Below are 22,495 nucleotides of genomic sequence, written 5' to 3'. Positions count from 1 at the left end.
CGGCTAGGCGTTGAGGGTCGGGGCGAAACCGCCCTGCCCCAGCCGGAACAGCACCCGATCCGAGCCGAAGTCCAGCTCGACCCGGGCGAACAGGCGTAGCACGTCGACACCCAGCAGGGCGGCGGGCTGATTGTTCAGGCTCCAGTAGTCGAAGATGTGGATGTCGGCGAAGGCCATCGGGATGTTGGTAATCCGCAGCTCGCCCATGACGATGGCCGGGACGATGCGGAACTCGCCCAGCTGCATCTCGCCGGCCGCCGTCAGCAGGCGGGCCTGCCGGACGATGTCGGGCGCGCGGCGGCGGCGCGCGGCGATCGCCCGGGCCAGGGCCATGTTGCCGATGCTGATCCCGCCGCCGGAATCGACGAAGGCCAGCGACCGGGTCCCGCCGATCTTGGCGTTGGCGATGGTCAGGCGGCCGAACTTCTCGTTGGCCACGACGGTGATGTCCCGCGAGGAGTAGAGGAAATCGGGCGTGCGGCGGCTGCGCCGGACCTCCAACCGGTTGCGACCGAAGTCCATGACGACGTTGCGGCCGTCCAGGATGTCGACGCCCAGCAGGCCGTCGGCCCCGACCCGATCGTACGGCAGGATCGGCAGGATGGTGTCGGCCAGCCGCGAGTCGCCGGCGCTGAGGCTGGCGACCATGGCCGTCGGGCACTGGATGGAGCCGGACACGCCGTGGACCATGACATCCGGCCCGCGCGGCAGGTCCAGGCGCTGCACCAAGCCTTCGGTCAGCACCGAGCGGTCAGCGCCCGTGTCGACGGTGAAGTTGAAGCCGTCGATCCCGTTGATCCGCACTGGCGCTGACAGGCGCTCGTCGCGGTCCTGCGAGGTGTCGATGACGAACAGCGGATCTTCGGCGGCCGTGGCCGCGCCCGGCGTGGACGCTGGCGGGGTCTGCGTCAGCGACACCGGCGTGATCGTTTGCGCCAGCACCGCCGGCGCGGCGAACGAAAGCCCCAGTCCCGCCGCGATGTTTCGGCGTGTGAGCATGGGCGCTCCTCCCTGGACGGAGGATAACACCGTTTTTCAAACCCATAACGAAAAACGCCGCCCGAGCGAGTCGGGCGGCGTTTTCGAAAGCCGTCAGTGACGGAAGGAGACCTTAGTCTTCCTTCGGCGTCAGGATCTGCTTGCCGTTGTACATGCCGGTCTTCAGATCGACATGGTGCGGACGGCGCAGCTCACCGGTGTCCTTGTCCTCGACGAACGAGTTGGCGCCCAGGGCGTGGTGCGACCGGCGCATGTTCCGGCGAGAAGGCGAAGTTTTTCTTTTGGGAACGGCCATCGAAGTGACTCTGCTCGCTGAGCTTGAAAATGGGGGGCGGCGACTAGGGTTCGACCCAGGCCGCCGCGTGAGCGGGGGCTTATGCCCGAATCTCTCCCCAGATGCAAGCGCCTGGGGAAATAGGCTTTAGACCAAGCGCCCGTGCTCCTTGGCCGCCGCGATAAAGCTGGCGAACAGGGGGTGCGGGGCGAACGGACGGCTCTTCAGTTCCGGGTGGTACTGAACGCCGATGAACCACGGATGGTCGTCACGTTCGACGATCTCAGGCAGCACGCCGTTGGGCGAACGACCGGTCAGTTTCAGACCGGCGTCCTCCATCAGATGCGCGTAGCCGATATTGACCTCGTAGCGGTGACGGTGACGTTCGCTGATCTCGGTCGAACCATAGATCTCGGCGACCTTCGAACCGGACGTCAGGACCGCGTCATAGGCCCCTAGGCGCATGGTGCCGCCCAGGTCGTCATTGGCGCGCCGTTGGACCGTCTCGTTGCCCTTGATCCACTCGGTCATGATGCCGACCACCGGACGCTCGGTCGGGCCGAACTCGCTGGACGAGGCGTCCTTGATGCCGGCGACGTTGCGCAGGGTCTCGATGACGGCCATCTGCATGCCGAAGCAGATGCCGAAGTACGGCACCTTGCGTTCGCGAGCGAACTGGGCCGCGCGGATCTTGCCTTCCGCGCCACGTTCGCCGAAGCCGCCGGGCACCATGATGGCGTGGGCGTTCTCCAGGCGGGCCGCGGCCGCGCCTTCGTCGCCCTCGAAGGTCTCACTCTCGACCCAGTCCAAGTTGACCTTGACCTTGTTGGCCAGGCCGCCGTGGTGCAGGGCCTCGATCAGCGACTTATAGGCGTCCTTCAGGACCGTGTACTTGCCGACGACGGCGATGGTGACCTCGCCGTCGGGATGCTGGACGGTCTGGTCGATCTGCTTCCAGCGCGACAGGTCCGGGGCCGGGGCGTCGTGCAGGCCGAAGACGTCCAGCACCTCGGCGTCGAGGCCTTCCTGGTGATAGTCGATCGGCACGGCGTAGATGGACGAGCTGTCCAAGGCCTGGATGACCGCACTGGGGCGGACATTGCAGAACTGGGCGATCTTGCGCTTTTCCTCGGCCGGGATCTCCTGCTCGCAACGGCACAGCAGGATGTCCGGCTGGATACCGATCGAGCGCAGTTCCTTGACCGAGTGCTGGGTCGGCTTGGTCTTCATCTCGCCGGCCGTCTTGATGAACGGCAGCAAGGTCAGGTGCACGTAGCAGCTCTGGCCGCGCGGCAGGTCCTGGCGCAGCTGGCGGATGGCCTCGAAGAACGGCAGGCCCTCGATGTCGCCGACCGTGCCGCCAATCTCGACCAGCACAAAGTCGACCGGCTTGGCGCCCGTCTCGTCCATGGCCGGCGACAGGACGAAGTCCTTGATCTCGTTGGTGACGTGCGGAATCACCTGGACGGTCGCGCCCAGATAGTCGCCGCGGCGCTCCTTCTCGATGATCGTCTTGTAGATCTGGCCGGTGGTGATGTTGTCGGCCTTCTTGGCCGACACGCCGGTGAAGCGCTCGTAGTGGCCCAGGTCCAGGTCGGTCTCGGCCCCGTCGTCGGTCACGAAGACCTCGCCGTGCTGATACGGGCTCATCGTGCCCGGATCGACGTTGAGATAGGGGTCGAGCTTACGCAGGCGGACCGAATAGCCGCGTGCTTGCAGCAGCGCGCCGAGCGCCGCCGAGGCCAGACCTTTGCCGAGCGAGGAAACCACGCCGCCGGTGATGAAAATGTACCGCGTCATGGGCGATCAGATTACCCGTGATTCGACGACGCCGGGAGAAAGACCTGCGTTCATCAACAAGATTAAACCCCCGAGGTTGCCCTCGGGGGTCGGTGGAAAGCCTTCGCGAGAAGACGTTAGGGCTTGGGCTGCTCGGCCGGCGCGGGCGCCGGAGCCGTCGGAGCTGGCGCTGCGGGGGCCGAAGCCGCCGGAGCCGACGGCAGGTTGAACTGCGGCGTCGGGGCCTGAATGGCGCCCGGCTGGGCGTCGGCCGGAGCCTGGGTCGACGGCGCGGTCGGGGCGGGAGCCGCCGGGGCGTTCAGCGTCTTGGAATCCAGGTTCTGCATGTCCAGACGATCGACGATCGAGCCGCCGCTGTTGCTGCGGCCAGTCAGGATGGTGAGGATCAGGCTGATCACCAGGAAGATCGAGAACAGGATCCAGGTGATGCGCGTCAGCAGGTCGCCGGCGCCGCGGGCGGTCATGAAGCTGCCCGAGTTGCCGCCACCCATGCCCAGCGCGCCGCCTTCCGAGCGCTGCAGCAGGACCACCCCGATCAGACCGAGGCAGACGACGATGTTGATGGCCAGCAGGACGCCGATAAGCATGCGAATGTGTTCTCGATCCGGGCGCGGTCAAAAAGCCGCGCGAAAAACGAAGCGGCCCCTCTACCACTTGAGGCGGCTCCGCGCCATAGCTGGGAAGCATACCCCCGAACGCAAGACCTGACGCAGCCCTCAAGCCCAGCTTCCGGACCGCATGATCCTCGAAACCGAACGCCTGTCGCTCAGCCCTTTGAAGCCCGAAGACGCGCCGCTGATCTATCCGTTCTTCAGCGACGCCGAGGTGATGTCGAACCTGGATCAGGAGCCGATCGAGGATCCGGACGAGGTGACCAGTCGCGTCGCCGCCCAGGTCGACGAGATGACCGCCGGCGCGGCCGAGTACTGGGCCGTCCGCCATACGACCAGCGGCGCGTTCCTGGGCTATTGCGAGTTCATCGACATCGACAAGCGTCATGACCGGGCCGAGATTCGCTTCGTGATCGCCCGCGACGGCTGGGGCCACGGCTTCGGCGGCGAGGCCGTCAGCGCCCTCCTCGCCCACGCCGCCGCCGGCGGCCTCAAGAGCCTGGTCGCCAGCATCCACGTCGGCGACAACCGCGCCGAACGCCTGCTGGAGAAGCTGGGCTTCAAGGCCGAGGGATACCTGAAGGGCGCTGTGCATCGGGACGGCGAACGGCGTGACCGGCGGCTTTATGGGTTGGTGTTGTAGATCGGACCAAGCCCCCTCCACCGCCGTTCGGCGGTCCCCCTCCCCCAAAAGGGGGAGGATAGATTTCTCCGCCTCCGGATGGGGGCGGACAGACCTGCGCAGCAGGTCAGGTGGGGGCTGGTCATGAGTCCGCCGCCTCACGCGATTCCTCGCTGAAGGGTCAGTGGAAAGGGACGCGGAGCGCCGGACGACGTCCGGTGTGTAGGTTTGTAAGTACCGTTTCGACGAAGCCAGACGCTCCGCGTGACCGTTATCCGCCAGCGTCCCGTCAGGTGGCCCTGTTCAGGCCTTACCGGGACCTGGACCTCGCCGCTTCCGGCAAGCTCCAGAGGTCGAAGAAGGCGAGCCAATTCAGGCTAAGACACACCCCTTGGTCTTCAACCACGCCGACGGCGGGCGGGCCTGGCAGCGATGCAGGTCCCCGGACCGTTCGAGTATCCCCCTCGAACCTGTCCCCGCTCGATCACACCCCGCGCCGCAATCGGTCGCTGGCCATGCGCCCTTTCCCTGCGACGAGGTGGGTAGAGATTACGGCAGGTTTCGGAGGGGTGGATGGAAGAGCGGGAACGCTCGTGAAGCGCTCGTCCCCTCTCTCTTTGAGAGAGGGAGGGGCCCATGCGCAGCATGGGAGGGTGAGAGGTTACACCGCTCACCGAATAGTCCCGAAAAACCAGAGAGATGTGCGAAACCACTGACCGGCTTCGCCTAACCTCTCACCCTCCCACGCCTAACGGCGCGGGCCCCTCCCTCTCTCTATGAGAGAGGGGTTCAGCGCTCGTGCCCGCGCGAGCGATCCCCCGTCACCCCGAAGACACAGCCGCCGCCCAACCTGCGACAAATTGGCCGCCACGCTTGCCTTTGCCCCCGACACAGCGCCATAAGGCTGCTCATCGAGCCCCCTTCCGCGCGGAGGGGGCTATTTTCGTTGGAATTCGACCAAGAAGCGGTCCGAGGGAAGCGTTCAAGGCTTCAGGGGCCCGATTTGGTCATTGGCGCGAGCCACGCGTTTTTGTGTGCGTGGCCGCAGATGAACTGGACCAAGATGCCCTTCCCCGCCTCCCACCCCGCTCTCGAGCGGGCTCTCGCCGCTCAGGGTTATGCCGAGCCCACCCCCGTCCAAGCCGCCGTGCTGGCCGCCGACGCCGCTGAGCGCGACCTGCTGGTCAGCGCCCAGACCGGCTCGGGCAAGACCGTCGCTTTCGGTCTCGCCGCCGCCCCGACCCTGCTGGGCGAAAACGAAGTCTTCGACCGCGCCGCCGAGCCGCTGTGCCTGGTCATCGCCCCGACCCGCGAACTGGCCATGCAGGTTAATCGCGAACTGACCTGGCTCTATGCCGAGGCCAAGGCCGTGGTGGTCAACTGCGTCGGCGGCATGGACGCTCGTCGCGAGCAGCGCGCGCTGAACTACGGCGCCCACATCGTCGTCGGCACGCCGGGCCGCCTGCGCGACCACATCGAGCGCGGCCACCTGGACCTGTCCAAGCTTAAGGTCGCCGTCCTCGACGAGGCCGACGAGATGCTGGACATGGGCTTCCGCGAGGACCTGGAGTTCATCCTCGACGCCGCCGAGCCCGAGCGCCGCACCCTGCTGTTTTCGGCCACCCTGGCCCGCGACATCGTCGAGCTGGCCAAGCGCTACCAGAACGACGCCGTCCGCATCGACACGATCGGCCGCAACGAGCCGCACCGCGACATCGAATATCGCGCCGTCCGCGTGGCCCCCAACGAGGTCGAGCACGCCGTCGTCAACCTGCTGCGCTTCTTCGAAGCCCCGGGCGCCCTGGTGTTCGCCAACACCCGTGAAAGCGTCCGGTCGCTGCACGCCAAGCTGCGCGAGCGCGGCTTCGCCGTCGTCGGCCTGTCGGGCGAGCTCTCCCAGCGCGAACGCGCCGACGCTCTCCAAGCCCTGCGCGACGGCCACGCCCGCGTCTGCGTCGCCACCGACGTCGCCGCCCGCGGCCTTGACCTGCCGGACCTCGGCCTGGTCATCCACGCCGAGCTGCCGATCAACAAGGCTACCCTGTTGCACCGTTCGGGCCGCACCGGCCGCGCGGGCAAGAAGGGCGTCAGCGCCCTGGTCGTCCCCTACACCCGTCGTCGCAAGGCCGAGCAGCTGCTGTTCGCCGCCGGCGTCGAAGCCGACTGGGGCGGCGCCCCCAGCGCCGACTCGATCCGCGAGAAGGACCAGGAGCGCCTGCTCGAGGATCCGATCTTCAGCGAAGCCTCGACCGAGGAAGACGTCGCCCTGGCCGAGGCCATGCTGGCCAAGCGCACGCCGGTGGAAATCGCCGCAGCCCTGATCCGCACCCGCCGCGCCAAGCTGCCGTCGCCGGAAGACATCTATGACGATCCGCGCCACGGCGCCGATCCGGGTCCGCGTTCGCGCGAACCGCGCGAACCGCGCGAGTTCGGGGAACGCCCCGAGCGCGAGCCGCGCGTCAGCATGGAAGGCTCGGAGTGGTTCCGCATCAGCGTGGGCCGTCGCGGCAACGCCGACCCGAAGTGGCTGATCCCGATGATCTGCCGCCTGGGCCACATCACCAAGAAGGACATCGGGTCGATCCGGATCTTCGACTACGACACCAAGTTCGAGATCTCGGCCGAGGCGTCCGTGAAGTTCGGCGCTGCGGTCCAGACGACCGTGCGCGAAGACGTCTCGATCACTCCGACGACGGCCCCGGCCGCTCGCGAAGCCGGTCCGCGTCGCGAGTTCACCCCGCGCCCGCCCCGTGAAAATGGGCCGCGCGGCGACAACGACGGTCCGCGCGAGTACAAGCAGCGCGCCCCGCGTGAAGACCGCGCCCCGCGCGCCAACGCCCCGGGCTCGCGCGACCACACCCCGCGTCCGTCCAGCTTCGGCGACGATGGCTTCAGCAACGCCAAGCCCTACGCCCGCGGCGAAGAGCCCAAGGGCGACTACAAGCCCCGCCGCGCTCCGCGCGACAATGACGCCCCGCGTCCGTACACGCCGCAGGAGCAGGACGAGCGTCCCAAGCGCGCCTTCAAGCCGCGCCACGAGGCCGCTGACGGCGCTCCGGCGCCGCGCGAGTTCAAGCCCCGCGCGCCGCGTGCGGACGGCGACTTCGCCAAGAAGCCGTTCAAGAAGGCCTTCAGCGACAACGCCGCCGGCCCCAAGCCCTACGCCAAGCCGTATGCCGGCAAGCGCGACGGCGACGGCCCGGCCAAGCCGTTCAAGGGCCCCAAGCCCTTCAAAAAGAGCTTCGACGCCAAACCCGGCGGCAAGCCGGCCGGTAAGCCGTTCAAGAAGAAGTAGATGACGAAGAGCCTCTCCCTCGCGGGAGAGGCTTTTTTCTTAGGCCGACTGGCCCGCGGACCAGCCCGACGCCCAGGCCCACTGGAAGTTATAGCCCCCCAGCCAGCCGGTGACGTCGACCACCTCGCCGATGAAGAAGAGACCCGGCACGGCCTTGGCCTCCAGGGTGCGCGAGTCCAGGGCGTCGGTATCGACCCCGCCCAAGGTCACTTCCGCCGTGCGATAGCCTTCCGAGCCGACGGGCTTGAAGGTCCAGGCGTTGACCGCCCCGGCCAGGGCGTTCAGCACCTTGTCCGAACAGTCGGCGATATTGCCCTTCCCGGCCGCGTGCTCGTCGGCAATCAGCTGGGCCACGCGCTTGGGCAGCAGGGTCGAGAGCACCGTGGCCACCGCCTGGCGCGGGCTCGCGGTGCGGGCCGCCTTCAGCGCCGCCAGGAAGTCGACGCCGGGCGCCATATCGACCCGGATCTCGTCGCCCTCGCGCCAATAGGACGAGATCTGCAGGATCGAGGGCCCCGACAGGCCCCGGTGGGTGAACAGCATGCCTTCCTGGAACCTGGTCTTGCCGCGCGCCACCACGGCGTCCAGGGCCACGCCCGACAGCGGGACCAGCCGCGCCAGCATGCCGGCCTCGAAGGTCAGCGGCACCAGGGCAGGACGGGTCTCGACGATGTTCAGCCCGAACTGCTGGGCGATGTCGTAGCCCAGGCCCGTGGCGCCCATCTTCGGGATCGACTTGCCGCCGCTGGCCACGACCAGCGAGGCGCAGCGCACCGCGCCGGAAGCCAGGGTGACGGTGAAGCCGTCCTCGGCCTTGGCGACGCTCTCGACGCCCGTCTCCAGCCGCAGCTTGACGCCGGCGGCCTTCATCTCGGTCAGCAGCATGTCGATGATCTGCTTGGCCGAGCCGTCGCAGAAGAGCTGCCCCAGGGTCTTCTCGTGATAGGCGATGCCGTAGCGCTCGACCAAGGCGATGAAGTCCCGCGGCCGGTAGCGGCGCAGGGCCGACAGGGCGAACTTCGGATTGGCCGACAGGAAGTTATGGATCGAGGCGCCGGTGTTGGTGAAGTTGCACCGCCCGCCGCCGCTGATCCGGATCTTCTCGCCCGGCGCCTTGGCGTGATCGACCACCAGCACCGAGCGGCCGCGCTTGCCCGCCTCGATGGCGCACATCATGCCGGCCGCGCCGGCGCCGATCACCAGAACATCGAAAGTTTCCATACGCGCCTTCGACCGGAGCGGGCGTGGGAAGTCAATCAGCCCGCGCGGCGATGACCCGGACGCGAGGCGATCTGCGGCCGCGCCTTCTGGCTGACCTCAAAGCGGCCGATCATCCGCGTCAGGCCGGCGATCTCGCCCTTCAGGGCGTGGCTGACGGCGGTGGACTGCTCGACCATGGCCGCGTTCTGCTGCACGCCCTGGTCCATCTGGTTGACGGCGGTGTTGACCTCGTTGAGGCCGCGCGCCTGCTCGCTGGCCGAGCTGGCCAGTTCCGAGACCAAGGCGTCGATCTCGCCGACTTTGAGCACGATGCCGTCCAGGGCCTCGCCCGTCTGGCCGACCAAGCGCACGCCCTCGTCAACTTGCTGGGTCGAGGCGGCGATCAGGCCCTTGATCTCGCGGGCCGCGTCGGCCGAGCGCTGGGCCAGGGCCCGCACCTCCTGGGCCACGACCGCGAAGCCCTTGCCGCTGTCGCCAGCCCGGGCGGCCTCGACGCCGGCGTTGAGGGCCAGAAGGTTGGTCTGGAAGGCGATCTCGTCGATCACGCCCACGATCGTGCCGATCTTGGCCGAGGACTGCTCGATGCCGGTCATGGCCTGCACTGCGCCGCGCACCACCTCGCCCGAGCGCTCGGCGTCGGTGCGGGTCGAGGTGACGACGCGGCTGGCCTCGCCGGCCCCTTGCGAGGCGCGACGGACGGTGGCGGTGATCTCGTCCAGCGCGGCGGCCGTCTCTTCCAGGCTAGCGGCCTGCTGCTCGCTGCGGCGGGCGGTGTTGTCGGCTGCGGCGGCGATCTCGTCGGCGCTGGAGCCCACGGCCCCGACCACGGCGACGATGCCGCCCATTGCCTCGTCCAGTTGGGCGATGGCGGCGTTGAAGTCGTCGCGCACGGCCTCGTAGCCGGCCGGGAAGGCGTCGGTGACCCGCACGGTCAGGTCGCCGTTCGACAGGCGCGACAGCGCATTGGCCAGCCGCTCCATGACGAAGGCCTGTTCGCGCGCGGCGGCCGAGCTCACGGCTTCGCTGCGAGCCCGCTCGCTGTCCGAGGCGGCGCTGACCCGGGCCTGCTCGGCCTGGGCGGTGCGCAGGGCCACGGCGTTGTCCTTGAACACCTGGACGGCGCGGGCCATCAGCCCGACCTCGTCCTGGCGCCCGGCCCCGACCACGGTCACGTCCAGCTGGCCGTCGGCCAGGCCGGTCATGGTCCGCGAGAGCGATCGCACCGGCCGCGAAATCTTGAACGACCCGATATAGAGCGCAAAGCCCATGCCGCAGGCCGCCGCGCCCAGGCCGAACAGCAGGGTCAGCCACGAGCCGGCCTTGGCCGACCGGCTGGCGCTCTCGACCATGGCCGCGGTGTCCTTGTTGTAGACGTCGCCCCAGGCCTTGCCCTCCTTGGCCAGGGCGTCGATGGCCGGGTCCAGCCGCGCCAGCATGCCCGCCGCCCCGGCGTCGTCGTTCTTCAGCCCCAGATCCGCGGCCGCGCGGGCGTCGGCATAGGCCGCGTCCAGCTTGGTCTTGATGCCGGCGGTGTAGTCGGCGGTCGAGGGATCGACGGCGGTGATCTTGTCCAGGCTCTCGGCGCCCTCGGCATAGACCTTGTCCAGCTCCAGGGACGCGGCGCTGGCCTGCTCGGCGGCGCCGTCATAGGTCACCACCCGATGGGCGGCGTAGCCCATCATGCTGATCCGGCGCAGGAAACGGGCCGACTGGATCTCGGCGGGCGAGCGCTGGGCCACCAGCACCTGGGTCGCCGCATCGGCGCGCTTCTGTTGCCAGACGCCCAGACCTGCGCAGGCCACGGTGGCGATGGCCAGCACCGCGGCCGGCAGCAGCACCTTGGACGAGATCTTCAGATCGTCGAGCTTCATCGCCGTACTCCCCCTGTACTCTTCGACCCGTCCGCCGACCGCGAGGCCGACACCGGTGTCAGGTCGAATCGTGTTCGCCGACCGTTGGAGCGGAGGGTCCCGCCATGCCCGTAAATGCCGTCTTAAGGCGCTCGTCACTTGACCTTCGCCTCTTGACCTTCATCGGGGAGACGGTACGACGCTCGCCCCTTCCCCAGAACGATCGAGCCCGCAATGACGGCCACCCTCACGCCGTCCACCATCGGCGTCGACTTCGGCACCACCAACACCGTCGTCTCGCTGACCTTCGGCGACGACGCCGCCAAGCTGGTCCGCTTCCAGCTGGACAATCGCGACCTGTTCGCCTTCCGGTCGGCGCTCAGCTTCCACAGCGTGCAGGGCCAGGGCGGCCAGGCCAACGAACGCGTGGTCGAGGCCGGTCCCTGGGCCATCGAATCCTATCTGGAAGACCCGCTGGAGACGCGGTTCATCCAGTCGTTCAAGACCTTCGCCGCCTCGCAGGCCTTCACCGAAACCCGCATCCTCAACAAGCGCTACCTGTTCGAGGACCTGCTGGCCGCCTTCCTACTGCGCCTGAAGGACCATGCCGCCGGTCAGCTGGACGCCCTGCCCCCGCGCATCATCGTCGGCCGCCCGGTGACCTTCGCCGGGTCCTCGCCCAAGGAAGACCTGGCCCTGGCCCGCTACGAAGAGGCCTTCAAGCGCCTGGGCTTCTCCGACATCCGCTACGCCTACGAGCCCGTCGGCGCGGCCTTCTTCTTCGCCCGCCAGCTGAAGCAGGACGCCACCGTGCTGGTCGCCGACTTCGGCGGCGGCACCTCCGACTTCTCGCTGGTCCGCTTCGAGCGCGAGGCCGACGGCACGCTGCGCTCCACCCCGCTGTCGCGTTCGGGCGTCGGCGTCGCCGGCGACGCCTTCGACTATCGGATCATCGACCAGCTGGTCTCGCCCGAGCTGGGCAAGGGCTCGGAGTACCGCTCGTTCTCCAACAGCCTGCCGATCCCGCAGCGCTACTACGCCGCCTTCGCCCGCTGGGACCAGCTGGCCCTGCTCCGCGCCTCCAAGGACATGCGCGACATCCGCGCCCTGGAGCGCACCGCCGTCGAGCCCGACAAGATCGCCGCCCTGATCGAGGTGCTGGACGGCAATCACGGCTACGCCCTCTACCGCTCGGTCTCGGCGCTGAAGGAAGCACTCTCCAGCCAGACGGAAGCCACGTTCCGCTTCGAGGCCGGCTCGGTCCACATCGAAAAGCCCGTCCAGCGCGCCGAGTTCGAGGCCTGGATCCAGCCCGAACTGACCGCCATCGAAACCGCCGTCGCCCAGGCTCTGGACAGCGCCGGCCTCACCGAAACCGGCGTCGACCGCGTCTTCCTCACCGGCGGCAGCTCCTTCGTCCCCGCCGTGCGGGAGATCTTCCTGCGCCGCTTCGGGGCCGAGAAGATCGAGAGCGGCGGCGAGTTCGAGTCGATCGCCTCGGGCCTGGCGCTGATTGGGCGCGAGAAGGACCTGGAGCTCTGGACGATGCGGGCGGGGCAGCCCCGCATAGACGCGCTTACATCCGCTCCGTCAGCGACGCCACAACCCGTTCCGGATGGGTCATCGCTAGAAAACGGCCAGCGTCTTCGATCCGCTGGAAGCGACTGTCAGGAAGCATGGTGCGCCAGTAACGCTCGGTTCGAAGCGGATCATGCAGGGTATCGTGAGCCCCGATCAGCACCGTCCAACCCCGAGCGCCCTTCACGGGTTCGCAGGGGCTGGCCCGCGCCATGGCGACCTGTTCGTTGACATAGCCTTCGATCCGGCCGGTCGCGAACATCCGCACCGATCGCCAGTAGTCGTCCACAATGCCGGGATCTGCGACAGCGGCCTCGTCAGCAGGACTCCCGCGCATCGACTGGCGCAACATGCGCTGCAAGCGCTCGCGGGTCAGGCTGCCAGCCAGCAAGCGGGCAAAGGTTCCGATGAGCTCCGGGCGCCCCTGGTAAGCTTCCTTGAACGCGCCGAGCGGACCCAACCGCCGATCATCGCCCCCGGGTGGCGGATCAGGGTTGACCAGCACGACCCGCCCCACCCGATCAGGCGCGCGCCGCGCCAAGGCCATTACCGCCTGAGCCCCGCCCCGCGCGACGATATCGATGGTCGGCAGCCGCAGCGCGTCCAGCAGCAACAGCACGTCGTCCGCCGCCGCCGCGAACGGATCGTGCTCGCCCGCGCGCAGACCGGGGATCGGGTCGCTCATGCCGAAGCCCGGGCGATCAACGGACAGAACCCGCCGGCCAGCGGCTTGCAGCGCCACCAGCAGTCCCGAAGGGGCCGTGCGTGAGGTCGTACTGGAATGGACGACCAGCACGGGTTCGCCGGCAAACGGGCCGTAGTCGCTCCAGGCTAGCCGCGTGCCGTCGCCCCGCGGCAGAAGCCGCAGCGGCTCCGCTCGGGTGTCGAAGAAACCTAGCCGTCCCCGCGTGGCGCCCAACAGCGCCCCCAAGGCGCTCATCACCGAGACCGTGCGGGCCAATTCGCTGGCTGAGCAGACCCTCAGGGCGGCGAACACATGCTCCAACTCCTTGCGCACCACGGCGACCGACAGACCCAGGGCGCGGGCCGCCTCCTCTCTCGTCGCGCCGTTGGCGATCAGGACCGCAATCGAGGCTTGCTTCGGGGTGAGGCCCCACACGTCGGTCAATAACGGAGCCTGGTCGGATTGGGATGGCATCAGTCCGAAAGCCAAGCCCGATAGCAGGCCCACCAATTCCGGCAGCCGGCGCGCGCCTGTCCGACGATAGACCTCCGAAAGGCTCTCGCGCGCAGTCACATGCGAAATCTTCAGCCGTTCCGCCGCCGCCTTGATCGAGCCGAAACGGACGACCGCCATCACGACCCGGGTCTGCGCCACGGTGAGGCCGAATGCTGAGCAAGCCTCCCCAAGAGGCCCTGCCCTCGCCGCCAGAGTGGTCACCACCACGACCTTGCCGTCAGGGGCCTCGTCCGCCAGCCCCAGTGGCAAGTTCCAAAGCGGAAACGCCAGCGTCGCCGGTGCGTAAACGAAGATGACGGATTCCGCCCCGTCCGCCCGCTCCACGGCGACGGGCGCGGCGACGGGCTTGCCGAACCTGAAGGCGCGGTCAGCCAGGCTGGGATCGATGTAGCGCTCGCCGTGCTCCTCGGCAAACAGGCGCGACGCCGCTTTCACCCCGCCCTGACCATCCAGCACGGCCGCGGCGATACTCTGAGGCGTGAACAGCGGCAGGAACTGCGCTTGCGAGGCGTCGGTCTCGATCAGGCCCGACAAACATTCGGGGCGAGCGCGCGCCATGGCCAGGACAGATTCGGCATCGTCCATCACTGCCCGCAGGAAAGGCGGGAAAGTCAGGCCATCGGCCGCGTCAGCGTCTGTCATGCGCCGCCGATCGGGTCGTCTTGCCGACTAATCTGTCCTTGGAATTCAATCTCGCGCCCCGGTCGCTCCCAAAAGAGCTTGGCGCCCCGCTAGTGCTCCGTCCAGCGCCTGAACACACCCTACAATCGGCGATGTGCTGGGGCGCGCATCGGAATACCTGATTGACCCTGCGGCCCGTTCGGCCGTGTGCGATCAGGGAGATACTTCGTGGCCACCAAGTTCCAGACCCGGGAGCTGAGCTTTGCGTTGCGCAACGGTCTCGCCGGCGCCTCGGCGCATGAGATCGCGATCGCCGACTTCACCGGCGACGGCAAGCTGGACATAGCCTTGGCGTATTTTCTCTACCCGTTGGAGGACCGGGCGACGCCTATTCGCGTCCTGTCGGGCGATGGCGCCGGAGGTTTCACGGACGCGACCGGCGCGCTCTTCGCCGACCAGCCGCCCGCGACGGTGCATGGCCGGCAGATCATCGTTGCCGACTTCAACAGGGACGGTCGCGCCGACGCCTTCTTCGCCGACCACGGCTATGACGCCGCCCCGTTCCCCGGCGCTCGCAACGCCCTCTTCCTGTCGGCAGGCGCGACCGGAACGATCAACGCGACCTCACGCCTGCCCGCCCTCACCGACTTCAGCCACTCGGCGACCAGCGGCGACATCGACGGCGATGGCGACATCGACATCTATGTCGGCAACTATAATGGCGGGACGGAAGAAGCGTCCTATGTCCTCTTCAACGACGGCGCGGCCAATTTCACACTGAGCCGCGCGGGCCTGCCGGCCGATCTTGTGGCGGGCCAATATAACTCCCCCACCAGCCTGCTGTTCGATGCTGACGGCGATGGCGATCTCGACCTACTGCTGACCCCGAACGAAACCCAAAGCCAGAACGCTCGCCTCCTGCGCAACGACGGCAAGGGCGTGTTCACCCAGACGCTCTCGACATTCGCCATGCCCAAGAACGGCGCGAGCGAGACGGTGATCGACGCCAAGGCCGCCGACCTCAATGGTGATGGAAAGCTAGACCTGGTGCTCACCACGGTAGTGGATCTTTTCAAACCCGGCACGACCCAGATCTGGATCAACGACGGTCAAGGTGGGTTCAACAACGAGACCGCCAAGCGGCTTCCGGTGCAGACCACCGAAGACTGGTATGCGCGAACCCAGGTCATCGACATCAACGGCGACGGTTACGCCGACCTCCTGGCCTCCAACAACCACAAGCAGGCGGTGTTTCTCAACGATGGCTCGGGCCGCTTCGTCCAACTGCCGGCCGGTTGGCTTAACATCAGCCAATACGACCGGCTTCAGGCCGCAGACGTCAATGGCGATGGCCGTACAGACGTCATAGCCTGGCGCGGCGTGTGGGACGGCGCCGAGCACATCACCGTCCATCTGGCGGAAAATCTGGGCCCCGTCGCCAATGGGGGTCCCGCGGCCGACGCCTTGGTGGGGGACGTACTGGGCGACACCCTGAGCGGCATGGCCGGCGACGACGTCCTGTTCGGCGGCGGCGGCGGCGACACGCTGAATGGCGGCGATGGCGCCGACATGCTGGTGGGCGGCTCGGGCGACGACCTCATCGACGGTGGGGCCGGCAACGACGAAGCCCGTTTTGGCGGCGCTGCGGTCGACTACCGGATCGGCGTCGGCGCCTCCGGTTGGACCGTGACAGACCTTCGCTCCAATCCCCGCGACGGCACAGACACCCTCAACAATGTCGAGCGGCTGGTCTTCGCCGATAGCACCGTGAGCCTGGGCGACAAGGCGCTGGGGCTGGCGGTCAGCTCCCTGCTCCGGATCAACGCGGCGAGCGGCGCTGGGGGCGCCATGACGGTCGATCTGTCCGCAAAAGTCGCGGCAGGGTCCCTGGCCCAGGCCGCCGCGATCAACAGCCTGATCGCCACTGCCGATGCTACGACCTCGGTCGCGTCCATGAGCTACCAGTTCTTCACCGGCAAGATCCCCAGCGTGATCGGCTTCGATTTCCTGGTCTCGCCGACAGGCCCCAACAGCGCCAACCTGAACAGCGAGGTCTACGCCAAGTTCAACACGGTAAACCGCTATATCAACTTCGCAATGAACCTGGGTCGCAACGGCGAGGCCAAGGACAGCTTCGCCGCGACCTATGGCGGATTGACGCTTTTCGAAGCCACTCGGAAAGCCTACGGCGTCATCTTCGGCAAGGAGCCCGGCGACACCAAGGTCGCGCAACTTCTGGACGGGCGGATCGAATTCCTCGCCAGCTTCAGCGGCGATCCAGCCGAGGGCATAGGGACGAAAGCCGCCATGGTCGGGTTCCTGCTCGCCGCTGCGGCGACGGAGAACTTGGGCGTCCTGGCCCGCTCCAACGATGCTTGGTTGGCGGACCTTGCCGACGGGTCGGGGCCGTATGCGGTGAATATTCTCGACCCGGCCAACGGCTACTACAAGGCCGACTTCATCTTCGGGGGTTAGCCCCTACCCCTTCCCGCCAAGAACCTTCGCCAGATAACCGGCCAGCGCCTCCACCCGCGCTGGCCGGGGCCCGCCAGGCGGCATCACCAGGTGCAAGGCGATCGGGCTCGCCGTCCAGTCGGTGAGGACTTCCTCCAGCATGCCGGCGGCCAGGGCTTCGCCAACGATGAAGTCGGGGAGCACGGCGACGCCGACGCCGGCGATCAGGGAGGGGACCAGGACGTCGCCGTTGTTGGCGCGGATCACCGAGTGGGGGCGGATCGAGACTTCCTCGTGGGCGGCGTTGCGGAAGCGCCAGGTTTCGGGCGAGGCCTGGTGGCCGTAGGTGACGCCGCGGTGCTCGGCGAGGCTGGCGGGATGCGTGGGGCGGCCGTACTTGCCCCAGTAGGCCGGCGACGCCACGACGTGACGTTTCACCGCGCGCAGGCGGCGAGCGACCAGCGAGCTGTCGGGCAGGTCAGCGATCCGCAGGGCCATGTCGAAGCCCATGCCGACGAGGTCGACCGTGGCGTCCGACAGGTGCAGGTCGACCGAGACTTCCGGATAGGCCGCGAAGAAGGCCGGCAGCACGGGCCCGAGGGTGGTGATGCCCAGTGACATCGGAACGGCCAGGCGCACCACGCCGCGCGGGGCCGAGGACTGGTGCGAGGCCTCCTCCTCGGCGGCCTGGGCCTCGGCCAGCACGCGGGTGGCGCGCTCGACCAGGGACTGGCCGGCGTCGGTCAGGGCCAGGCGGCGCGAGGTGCGGTTGAACAGGCGCGCGCCCAGCCGCTCCTCTAGCCGGGTAACGGCCTTGGAGACGGTGGCCTTGGACATGGCCAGGTCCTCGGCGGCGGCGGCGAACGAGCGCAGCTCCACCACCTTGGCGAACACGGCGAGGCCTTCGAGATCGGGAAGCTTGGACATGACGGTAGCGTAGTTTTGGAAACGATGGGTTTCAACAGTTTCCATTTAAGAAATTCGGTCAGCCCCTATCTTCTCCCTCAACAGGACGCGCCGACGCGGCGCTCTCGCAGAGACAAGGAAAGGTTAGAGCCATGATCGACCGCAGACCGTTCGACAAGCTTGGCGGCGCCAACCACGGCTGGCTGAACGCCAAGCACCACTTCTCGTTCGCCAGCTACTACGACCCCAAGAACATGAACTGGGGCGCCCTGCGGGTGTGGAACGACGACGAGATCGCCCCGAACACGGGCTTCCCGCCGCATCCGCACAGCGACATGGAGATCATCACCTATGTCCGCGACGGCGCGATCACCCACCAGGACAACCTGGGCAACAAGGGCCGCACCGAGGCCGGCGACGTCCAGGTGATGAGCGCGGGCACGGGCATCCGGCACTCGGAGTATAATCTGGAGCCGGAAACGACCCGGATCTTCCAGATCTGGATCGAGCCCAAGACCTTCGGCGCCGCGCCGTCGTGGGGCGCCAAGCCCTTCCCCAAGGGCGACCGCTCGGGCAAGTTCGTGACCCTGGCTTCGGGCTTCAAGGACGATGTCGACGCCCTGCCGATCCGCACCGACGCCCGCGTTCTGGGCGCGACGCTGAAGGCCGGCGAGAGCACGACCTACGCTCTGGGCAAGGATCGTAGCGGCTATCTGGTCCCGGCCGTCGGCGTGGTCGAGGTCAACGGCGTCAAGCTGAACGCCCGCGACGGCGCTGGCATCAAGGATGAGGACGTGATCACCGTCACCGCCCTGGAAGACGCCGAACTGGTTCTGGTCGACGCCGCGTAAGCGTTCAAGAAACGGTCGCGAGGCAACTCTAGCCTCGCGGCCGACCTTCTAACCCGACATCCATCGCACGGAGGCTTTCATGGCCAAGGTTCTGGTTCTCTATTACTCGTCGTACGGCCACATCGAGACCATGGCCAAGGCCGTGGCCGAAGGCGTCCGCGAAGGCGGCGCGACCGTCGACATCAAGCGGGTGCCGGAAACCGCGCCGCTGGAAGTCGCCCAAAAGGCCCACTTCAAGCTCGACCAGGAAGCCCCGATCGCCAAGGTCGAGGACCTGGCCGACTACGACGCCATCATCGTTGGCGTGGGCACGCGCTTTGGCCGGATGAGCTCGCAGATGGCGGCGTTCCTGGATCAGGCCGGCGGCCTGTGGGCCCGTGGCGCGCTGCACGGCAAGGTGGGCGGGGCCTTCACCTCGACCGCTACTCAGCACGGCGGCCAGGAGACCACCCTGTTCTCGATCATCACCAACCTGCTGCACTTCGGCATGGTGATCGTGGGCATGGACTATGGCCATGCCGGCCAGATGACCCTGGACGAGATCACCGGCGGCAGCCCCTACGGCGCCACGACCATCGCCGGCGGCGACGGCTCGCGCCAGCCGTCCGAAAACGAACTGGTCGGCGCCCGCTATCAAGGCCGCAAGATCGCCGAGACGGCCGTGAAGCTGCACGGCTGATAGGACCGACCGCTCGCGTCCCTCCCCCATGGCGAGCGGTCATCCAGCCGCTCCGAGGCTTCCCCCAGCTTCGGAGCGGCTTTCTATTTGGGTTTGGGCTGGGTCACCGCGACCAGCCAGCCGCCGCCCCAGGGCGTGTTGATCACCGCCTCGTCCAGCACCGGGCCCATCGCCTTCAAGCGATGCCACAGGCGCAGGGGCTTCAGCGCCAGCCACATGGTCAGGCCGACCGCGCCGCCGGTCTTCAGGTTAGGCGCGTAGTGAGCGACCAGCTCCTCGACCTCGCCCAGGTGCTCGATGCATTCGGAGAACACCACGACGTCGAAGGTCTCGTCGGTGGCGAAGGTGCGGCCGTCGCCCAGCAGCATCTTGACCTCGCCGATGGCGATCTCGGGCGCCAGGCGGGTCTCGCCGCGCTCGATGGCGGGCTTGGAGAAGTCGACGCCGACATAGCGAGCCGGCCGGTGGGCGCGCAGGGCTTCAAAGAACACCCCCTCGCCCGCCCCGATCTCCAGCACGCGCGGATTGGGCCAGCGGTCGGCGATCATGGCGGCCAGCAGGCGGTGATGGTGGCGCTGCTCGGAGCGGTTCAGGCGGTCGTAGATTCCGTCCTGGTACTCGGCGTCCCACTTCTCAACCGGCGCGGCGACGATCGGCTTGCCCCGCTTGCGCATGAACAGCTCGCCCAGCCACGGACGGTCGAGCGAAACCAGTTCCGTGAACCGGCGCCAGCGCAGATAGGCCATGAAATCCCCCGAGATCTGACGTCCCGGATAGGGAAAGGGCCCCGGACTGTCCAGTCCGAGGCCCCTCTCTGGGTTCTAGCCCTTGTTGGCCAGCGCCGCCTGCGCCGCCGCCAACCTTGCGATCGGCACGCGGTAGGGCGAGCAGGACACGTAGTCGAGGCCGACCTTCTCGCAGAAGGTGATCGAGGCCGGATCGCCGCCATGTTCGCCACAGATGCCAAGCTTGACGTCCGGACGGGCCGCACGGCCGCGCTCGGCGGCGATGCGGATCAGGTCGCCAACGCCGTCCTGGTCGAGACTGACGAAGGGGTCCTTCTCGAAGATGCCCTTGTCGATATAGGCGCCCAGGAACTTGCCGGCGTCGTCGCGGCTGATGCCGAACGTCGTCTGGGTCAGGTCGTTGGTGCCGAAGCTGAAGAAGGCGGCGTTCTCGGCCAGGTCGCCGGCCCGCAGGGCGGCGCGGGGCAGTTCGATCATCGTGCCGACAGTGTATTCCAGCGCCACGCCCTGCTCTTCCAGCACCGCCTTGGCGACGCGGTCGGTCAGGTCGCGCAGGTACTTCATTTCCTCGCCCTTGGCGACCAGCGGGTGCATGATCTCAGGGACGGGCGCAGCCTTGCCCGACTTGGCGATCTCGCAGGCGGCCTCGAGGATGGCGCGGACCTGCATCTCGTAGATCTCGGGATACGAGACGCCCAGGCGGCAGCCGCGGTGGCCCAGCATCGGGTTGGTCTCGTGCAGCTCCTTGGCGCGGCGCAGCAGCTTGGCGGCGTCCAGGCCCGTGGCGGCCGCCACAGCCTCGACGTCTTCCTCGGTGTGCGGCAGGAACTCGTGCAGCGGCGGATCCAGCAGGCGGATCGTGACCGGCAGGCCTTCCATGATCGTGAAGAGCTCGACGAAGTCGGCCTTCTGGAACGGCGCGATCTTGGCCAGGGCGGTGCGGCGGCCCTTCTCGTCGTCGGCCAGGATCATCTCGCGCACGGCGGCGATCCGGGTGTCGTCGAAGAACATGTGCTCGGTGCGGCACAGGCCGATGCCTTCCGCGCCGAACTGGCGGGCGGTCTTGGCGTCCAGCGGGGTCTCGGCGTTGGCGCGCACCTTCAGGCGGCGGACCTGGTCGGCCCAGCCCATCAGGGTGGCGAAGTCGCCGGTCAGCTCGGGTTCGATCATGCGCGGCGCGCCGGCCAGGATCTCGCCGGTCGAGCCGTCGATGGTGATGATCTCACCGGCCTTGAACTCGCGCCCACGGACGCGGAACAGGCCTTCCTTGGCGAAGATCGACACGTCGCCGGCGCCCGACACGCACGGACGGCCCATGCCGCGCGCCACGACGGCGGCGTGGCTGGTCATGCCGCCACGGGCGGTGATGATGCCGCGGGCGGCGTGCATGCCGTGGATGTCCTCGGGCGAGGTTTCCTCGCGCACCAGGATCACCGACTCGCCGGCGGCGGCGGCCTTTTCGGCGGCGTCGCTGTCGAAGACGATCTTGCCGGTCGCCGCGCCGGGCGAGGCCGGCAGGCCGACGGCGATCACGTCGCGATGGGCGGCCGGATCGATGGTCGGGTGCAGCAGCTGATCCAGCGAGGCCGGCTCGACGCGGCCCACAGCCTCTTCCGTCGAGATCACGCCCTCGGCCGCCATGTCGACCGCGATCTTCAGCGCGGCCTTGGCGGTGCGCTTACCGTTGCGGGTCTGCAGCATGTAGAGCTTGCCCTGCTCCACGGTGAACTCGATGTCCTGCATGTCGCGATAGTGACGCTCCAGCGTCTCCACCACCGACTTGAACTGGGCGAACACCGCCGGCATCGCTTCTTCCATCGAGGGGGCCACGTCGCCCATTTCCTCGCGGGCGGCCTTGGTCAGCGACTGCGGCGTGCGGATGCCCGCCACCACGTCCTCGCCCTGGGCGTTGATCAGGAACTCGCCATACAGACGGTTGTCGCCGTTCGACGGGTTGCGGGTGAAGGCCACGCCGGTCGCCGAGGTGTCGCCCATGTTGCCGAACACCATCGACTGGATGTTCACGGCCGTGCCCCAGCTTTCTGGGATGTCGTGCATGCGGCGATAGAACTTGGCGCGGTCGTTCATCCAGCTGGCGAACACGGCGCCCACGGCGCCCCACAGCTGCTCCTGGGCGTCCTGCGGGAACGGCTTGCCCAGCTGCTCCTGCACCGCGGCCTTGTAGTCCTTGATCACGTCGGCCCAGTCGTCGGCCGTCAGGCCGGTGTCGACATGGACGTCCAGCCGATCCTTGTGGTCGTCCAGGATCTCTTCGAACATGTGATGCTCGAGATTGAGCACGACGTTCGAGTACATCTGGATGAAGCGGCGGTAGCTGTCATAGGCAAAGCGCCGGTCGCCCGACAGCTTGGCCAGGCCTTCGACGGTGGCGTCGTTCAGGCCCAGGTTCAGCACGGTGTCCATCATGCCCGGCATCGAGGCCCGAGCGCCCGAGCGCACCGAGACCAACAGCGGGTTGGCGACATCGCCGAACGTCTTGCCGGTGATCTCCTCGACCTTGGCCAGGCCGGCGGCGACCTGCTGCGCCAGCTCGGCCGGATACTGGCGGCCATTGGCGTAGTAGTGAACGCAGGCCTCGGTGGTGATCGTAAAGCCGGGCGGCACCGGCAGACCCAGGGCCGACATCTCCGCGAGATTGGCCCCCTTCCCTCCGAGAAGGTTCTTCATCGAGGCGTCGCCGTCCGCGCCGCCTCCACCGAAAGCATAGACCCACCGAGCCTTGGTCAGCGTCTCAACCGGCATTTTCATTCTCACCCTGCGATAAGT

At 67.8% G+C, this 22,495-nt stretch carries 15 protein-coding genes and 1 pseudogene; 6 read left to right on the top strand and 10 right to left on the bottom strand.

Translation table 11 applies throughout. The features are described from left to right. Window positions 1-3 precede the first annotated feature (3 nt). The 4 genes from ABDW31_RS15075 to secG form a co-directional block, all read right to left on the bottom strand. On the bottom strand, window positions 4-999 hold the full coding sequence (locus ABDW31_RS15075; protein WP_184719645.1) for a retropepsin-like aspartic protease: 996 nt from the start codon (window positions 997-999) through the stop codon (window positions 4-6). A gap of 112 nt (window positions 1,000-1,111) precedes the next feature. Then, on the bottom strand, window positions 1,112-1,294 hold the full coding sequence (gene rpmF / locus ABDW31_RS15070) for a 50S ribosomal protein L32 (RefSeq protein WP_172263992.1): 183 nt from the start codon (window positions 1,292-1,294) through the stop codon (window positions 1,112-1,114). 126 nt (window positions 1,295-1,420) lie between these two features. After that, the gene (locus ABDW31_RS15065) at window positions 1,421-3,073 is read right to left on the bottom strand and encodes a CTP synthase (protein WP_184719647.1); all 1,653 of its coding nucleotides are present in this window, start codon (window positions 3,071-3,073) and stop codon (window positions 1,421-1,423) included. Window positions 3,074-3,189: 116 nt separating this feature from the next. Beyond that, window positions 3,190-3,660, bottom strand: a complete 471-nt coding sequence (secG, locus tag ABDW31_RS15060; RefSeq protein WP_184719648.1) for a preprotein translocase subunit SecG — start codon at window positions 3,658-3,660, stop codon at window positions 3,190-3,192. Between the two features lie 151 nt (window positions 3,661-3,811). Here secG and ABDW31_RS15055 point away from each other — a divergent pair, with 151 nt between their 5' ends. Together ABDW31_RS15055 and ABDW31_RS15050 are read left to right on the top strand one after the other, a co-directional pair. Then, window positions 3,812-4,327 carry a GNAT family N-acetyltransferase gene (locus tag ABDW31_RS15055; protein ID WP_184719650.1) on the top strand — a complete coding sequence of 172 codons (516 nt, stop codon included), beginning with the start codon at window positions 3,812-3,814 and terminating at the stop codon, window positions 4,325-4,327. Window positions 4,328-5,369: 1,042 nt separating this feature from the next. Continuing rightward, window positions 5,370-7,601, top strand: coding sequence for a DEAD/DEAH box helicase (locus ABDW31_RS15050; protein WP_184723915.1), 2,232 nt, complete (start codon window positions 5,370-5,372; stop codon window positions 7,599-7,601). A 39-nt stretch (window positions 7,602-7,640) separates the two neighbouring features. Here ABDW31_RS15050 and ABDW31_RS15045 read toward each other — a convergent pair whose 3' ends face one another. After that, window positions 7,641-8,822, bottom strand: a complete 1,182-nt coding sequence (locus tag ABDW31_RS15045) for an NAD(P)/FAD-dependent oxidoreductase (RefSeq protein WP_184719652.1) — start codon at window positions 8,820-8,822, stop codon at window positions 7,641-7,643. Between the two features lie 35 nt (window positions 8,823-8,857). Further along, window positions 8,858-10,693, bottom strand: coding sequence for a methyl-accepting chemotaxis protein (locus tag ABDW31_RS15040; RefSeq protein WP_184719654.1), 1,836 nt, complete (start codon window positions 10,691-10,693; stop codon window positions 8,858-8,860). Window positions 10,694-10,906: 213 nt separating this feature from the next. Between ABDW31_RS15040 and ABDW31_RS15035 the strand changes: the two are divergent. Continuing rightward, window positions 10,907-12,229, top strand: a pseudogene (locus ABDW31_RS15035) (Hsp70 family protein); the annotation flags it as partial. Window positions 12,230-12,248: 19 nt separating this feature from the next. Here ABDW31_RS15035 and ABDW31_RS15030 read toward each other — a convergent pair. Beyond that, on the bottom strand, window positions 12,249-14,093 hold the full coding sequence (locus ABDW31_RS15030; RefSeq protein WP_184719655.1) for an alpha/beta hydrolase: 1,845 nt from the start codon (window positions 14,091-14,093) through the stop codon (window positions 12,249-12,251). Between the two features lie 207 nt (window positions 14,094-14,300). On the opposite strand from ABDW31_RS15030, the gene ABDW31_RS15025 reads away from it, so the two are divergent. Next, complete coding sequence (locus ABDW31_RS15025; RefSeq protein WP_184719657.1) at window positions 14,301-16,547, top strand: FG-GAP-like repeat-containing protein; 2,247 nt, start codon at window positions 14,301-14,303, stop codon at window positions 16,545-16,547. A gap of 3 nt (window positions 16,548-16,550) precedes the next feature. Here ABDW31_RS15025 and ABDW31_RS15020 read toward each other — a convergent pair whose 3' ends face one another. Next, window positions 16,551-17,453, bottom strand: a complete 903-nt coding sequence (locus tag ABDW31_RS15020; protein ID WP_184719660.1) for a LysR family transcriptional regulator — start codon at window positions 17,451-17,453, stop codon at window positions 16,551-16,553. A gap of 131 nt (window positions 17,454-17,584) precedes the next feature. On the opposite strand from ABDW31_RS15020, the gene ABDW31_RS15015 reads away from it, so the two are divergent. Together ABDW31_RS15015 and wrbA are read left to right on the top strand one after the other, a co-directional pair. Then, the gene (locus ABDW31_RS15015; RefSeq protein WP_184719662.1) at window positions 17,585-18,283 is read left to right on the top strand and encodes a pirin family protein; all 699 of its coding nucleotides are present in this window, start codon (window positions 17,585-17,587) and stop codon (window positions 18,281-18,283) included. Between the two features lie 79 nt (window positions 18,284-18,362). Further along, window positions 18,363-18,962 carry an NAD(P)H:quinone oxidoreductase gene (gene wrbA / locus ABDW31_RS15010; protein WP_184719664.1) on the top strand — a complete coding sequence of 200 codons (600 nt, stop codon included), beginning with the start codon at window positions 18,363-18,365 and terminating at the stop codon, window positions 18,960-18,962. 83 nt (window positions 18,963-19,045) lie between these two features. Here the strand turns inward: wrbA and ABDW31_RS15005 are convergent, their stop codons facing one another. Further along, a complete protein-coding gene (locus ABDW31_RS15005; RefSeq protein WP_184719666.1) occupies window positions 19,046-19,708 on the bottom strand; it encodes a class I SAM-dependent methyltransferase in 663 nt (220 codons plus the stop codon). A 75-nt stretch (window positions 19,709-19,783) separates the two neighbouring features. Beyond that, window positions 19,784-22,471, bottom strand: a complete 2,688-nt coding sequence (gene ppdK, locus ABDW31_RS15000) for a pyruvate, phosphate dikinase (RefSeq protein WP_184719668.1) — start codon at window positions 22,469-22,471, stop codon at window positions 19,784-19,786. Window positions 22,472-22,495 lie beyond the last annotated feature (24 nt).

Source organism: Caulobacter sp. (assembly GCF_039596335.1).
Taxonomy (GTDB): Bacteria; Pseudomonadota; Alphaproteobacteria; order Caulobacterales; family Caulobacteraceae; genus Caulobacter.
Note: the sequence above shows the minus strand (reverse complement) of the source record. Positions and strands in the feature narration are given on the sequence as shown.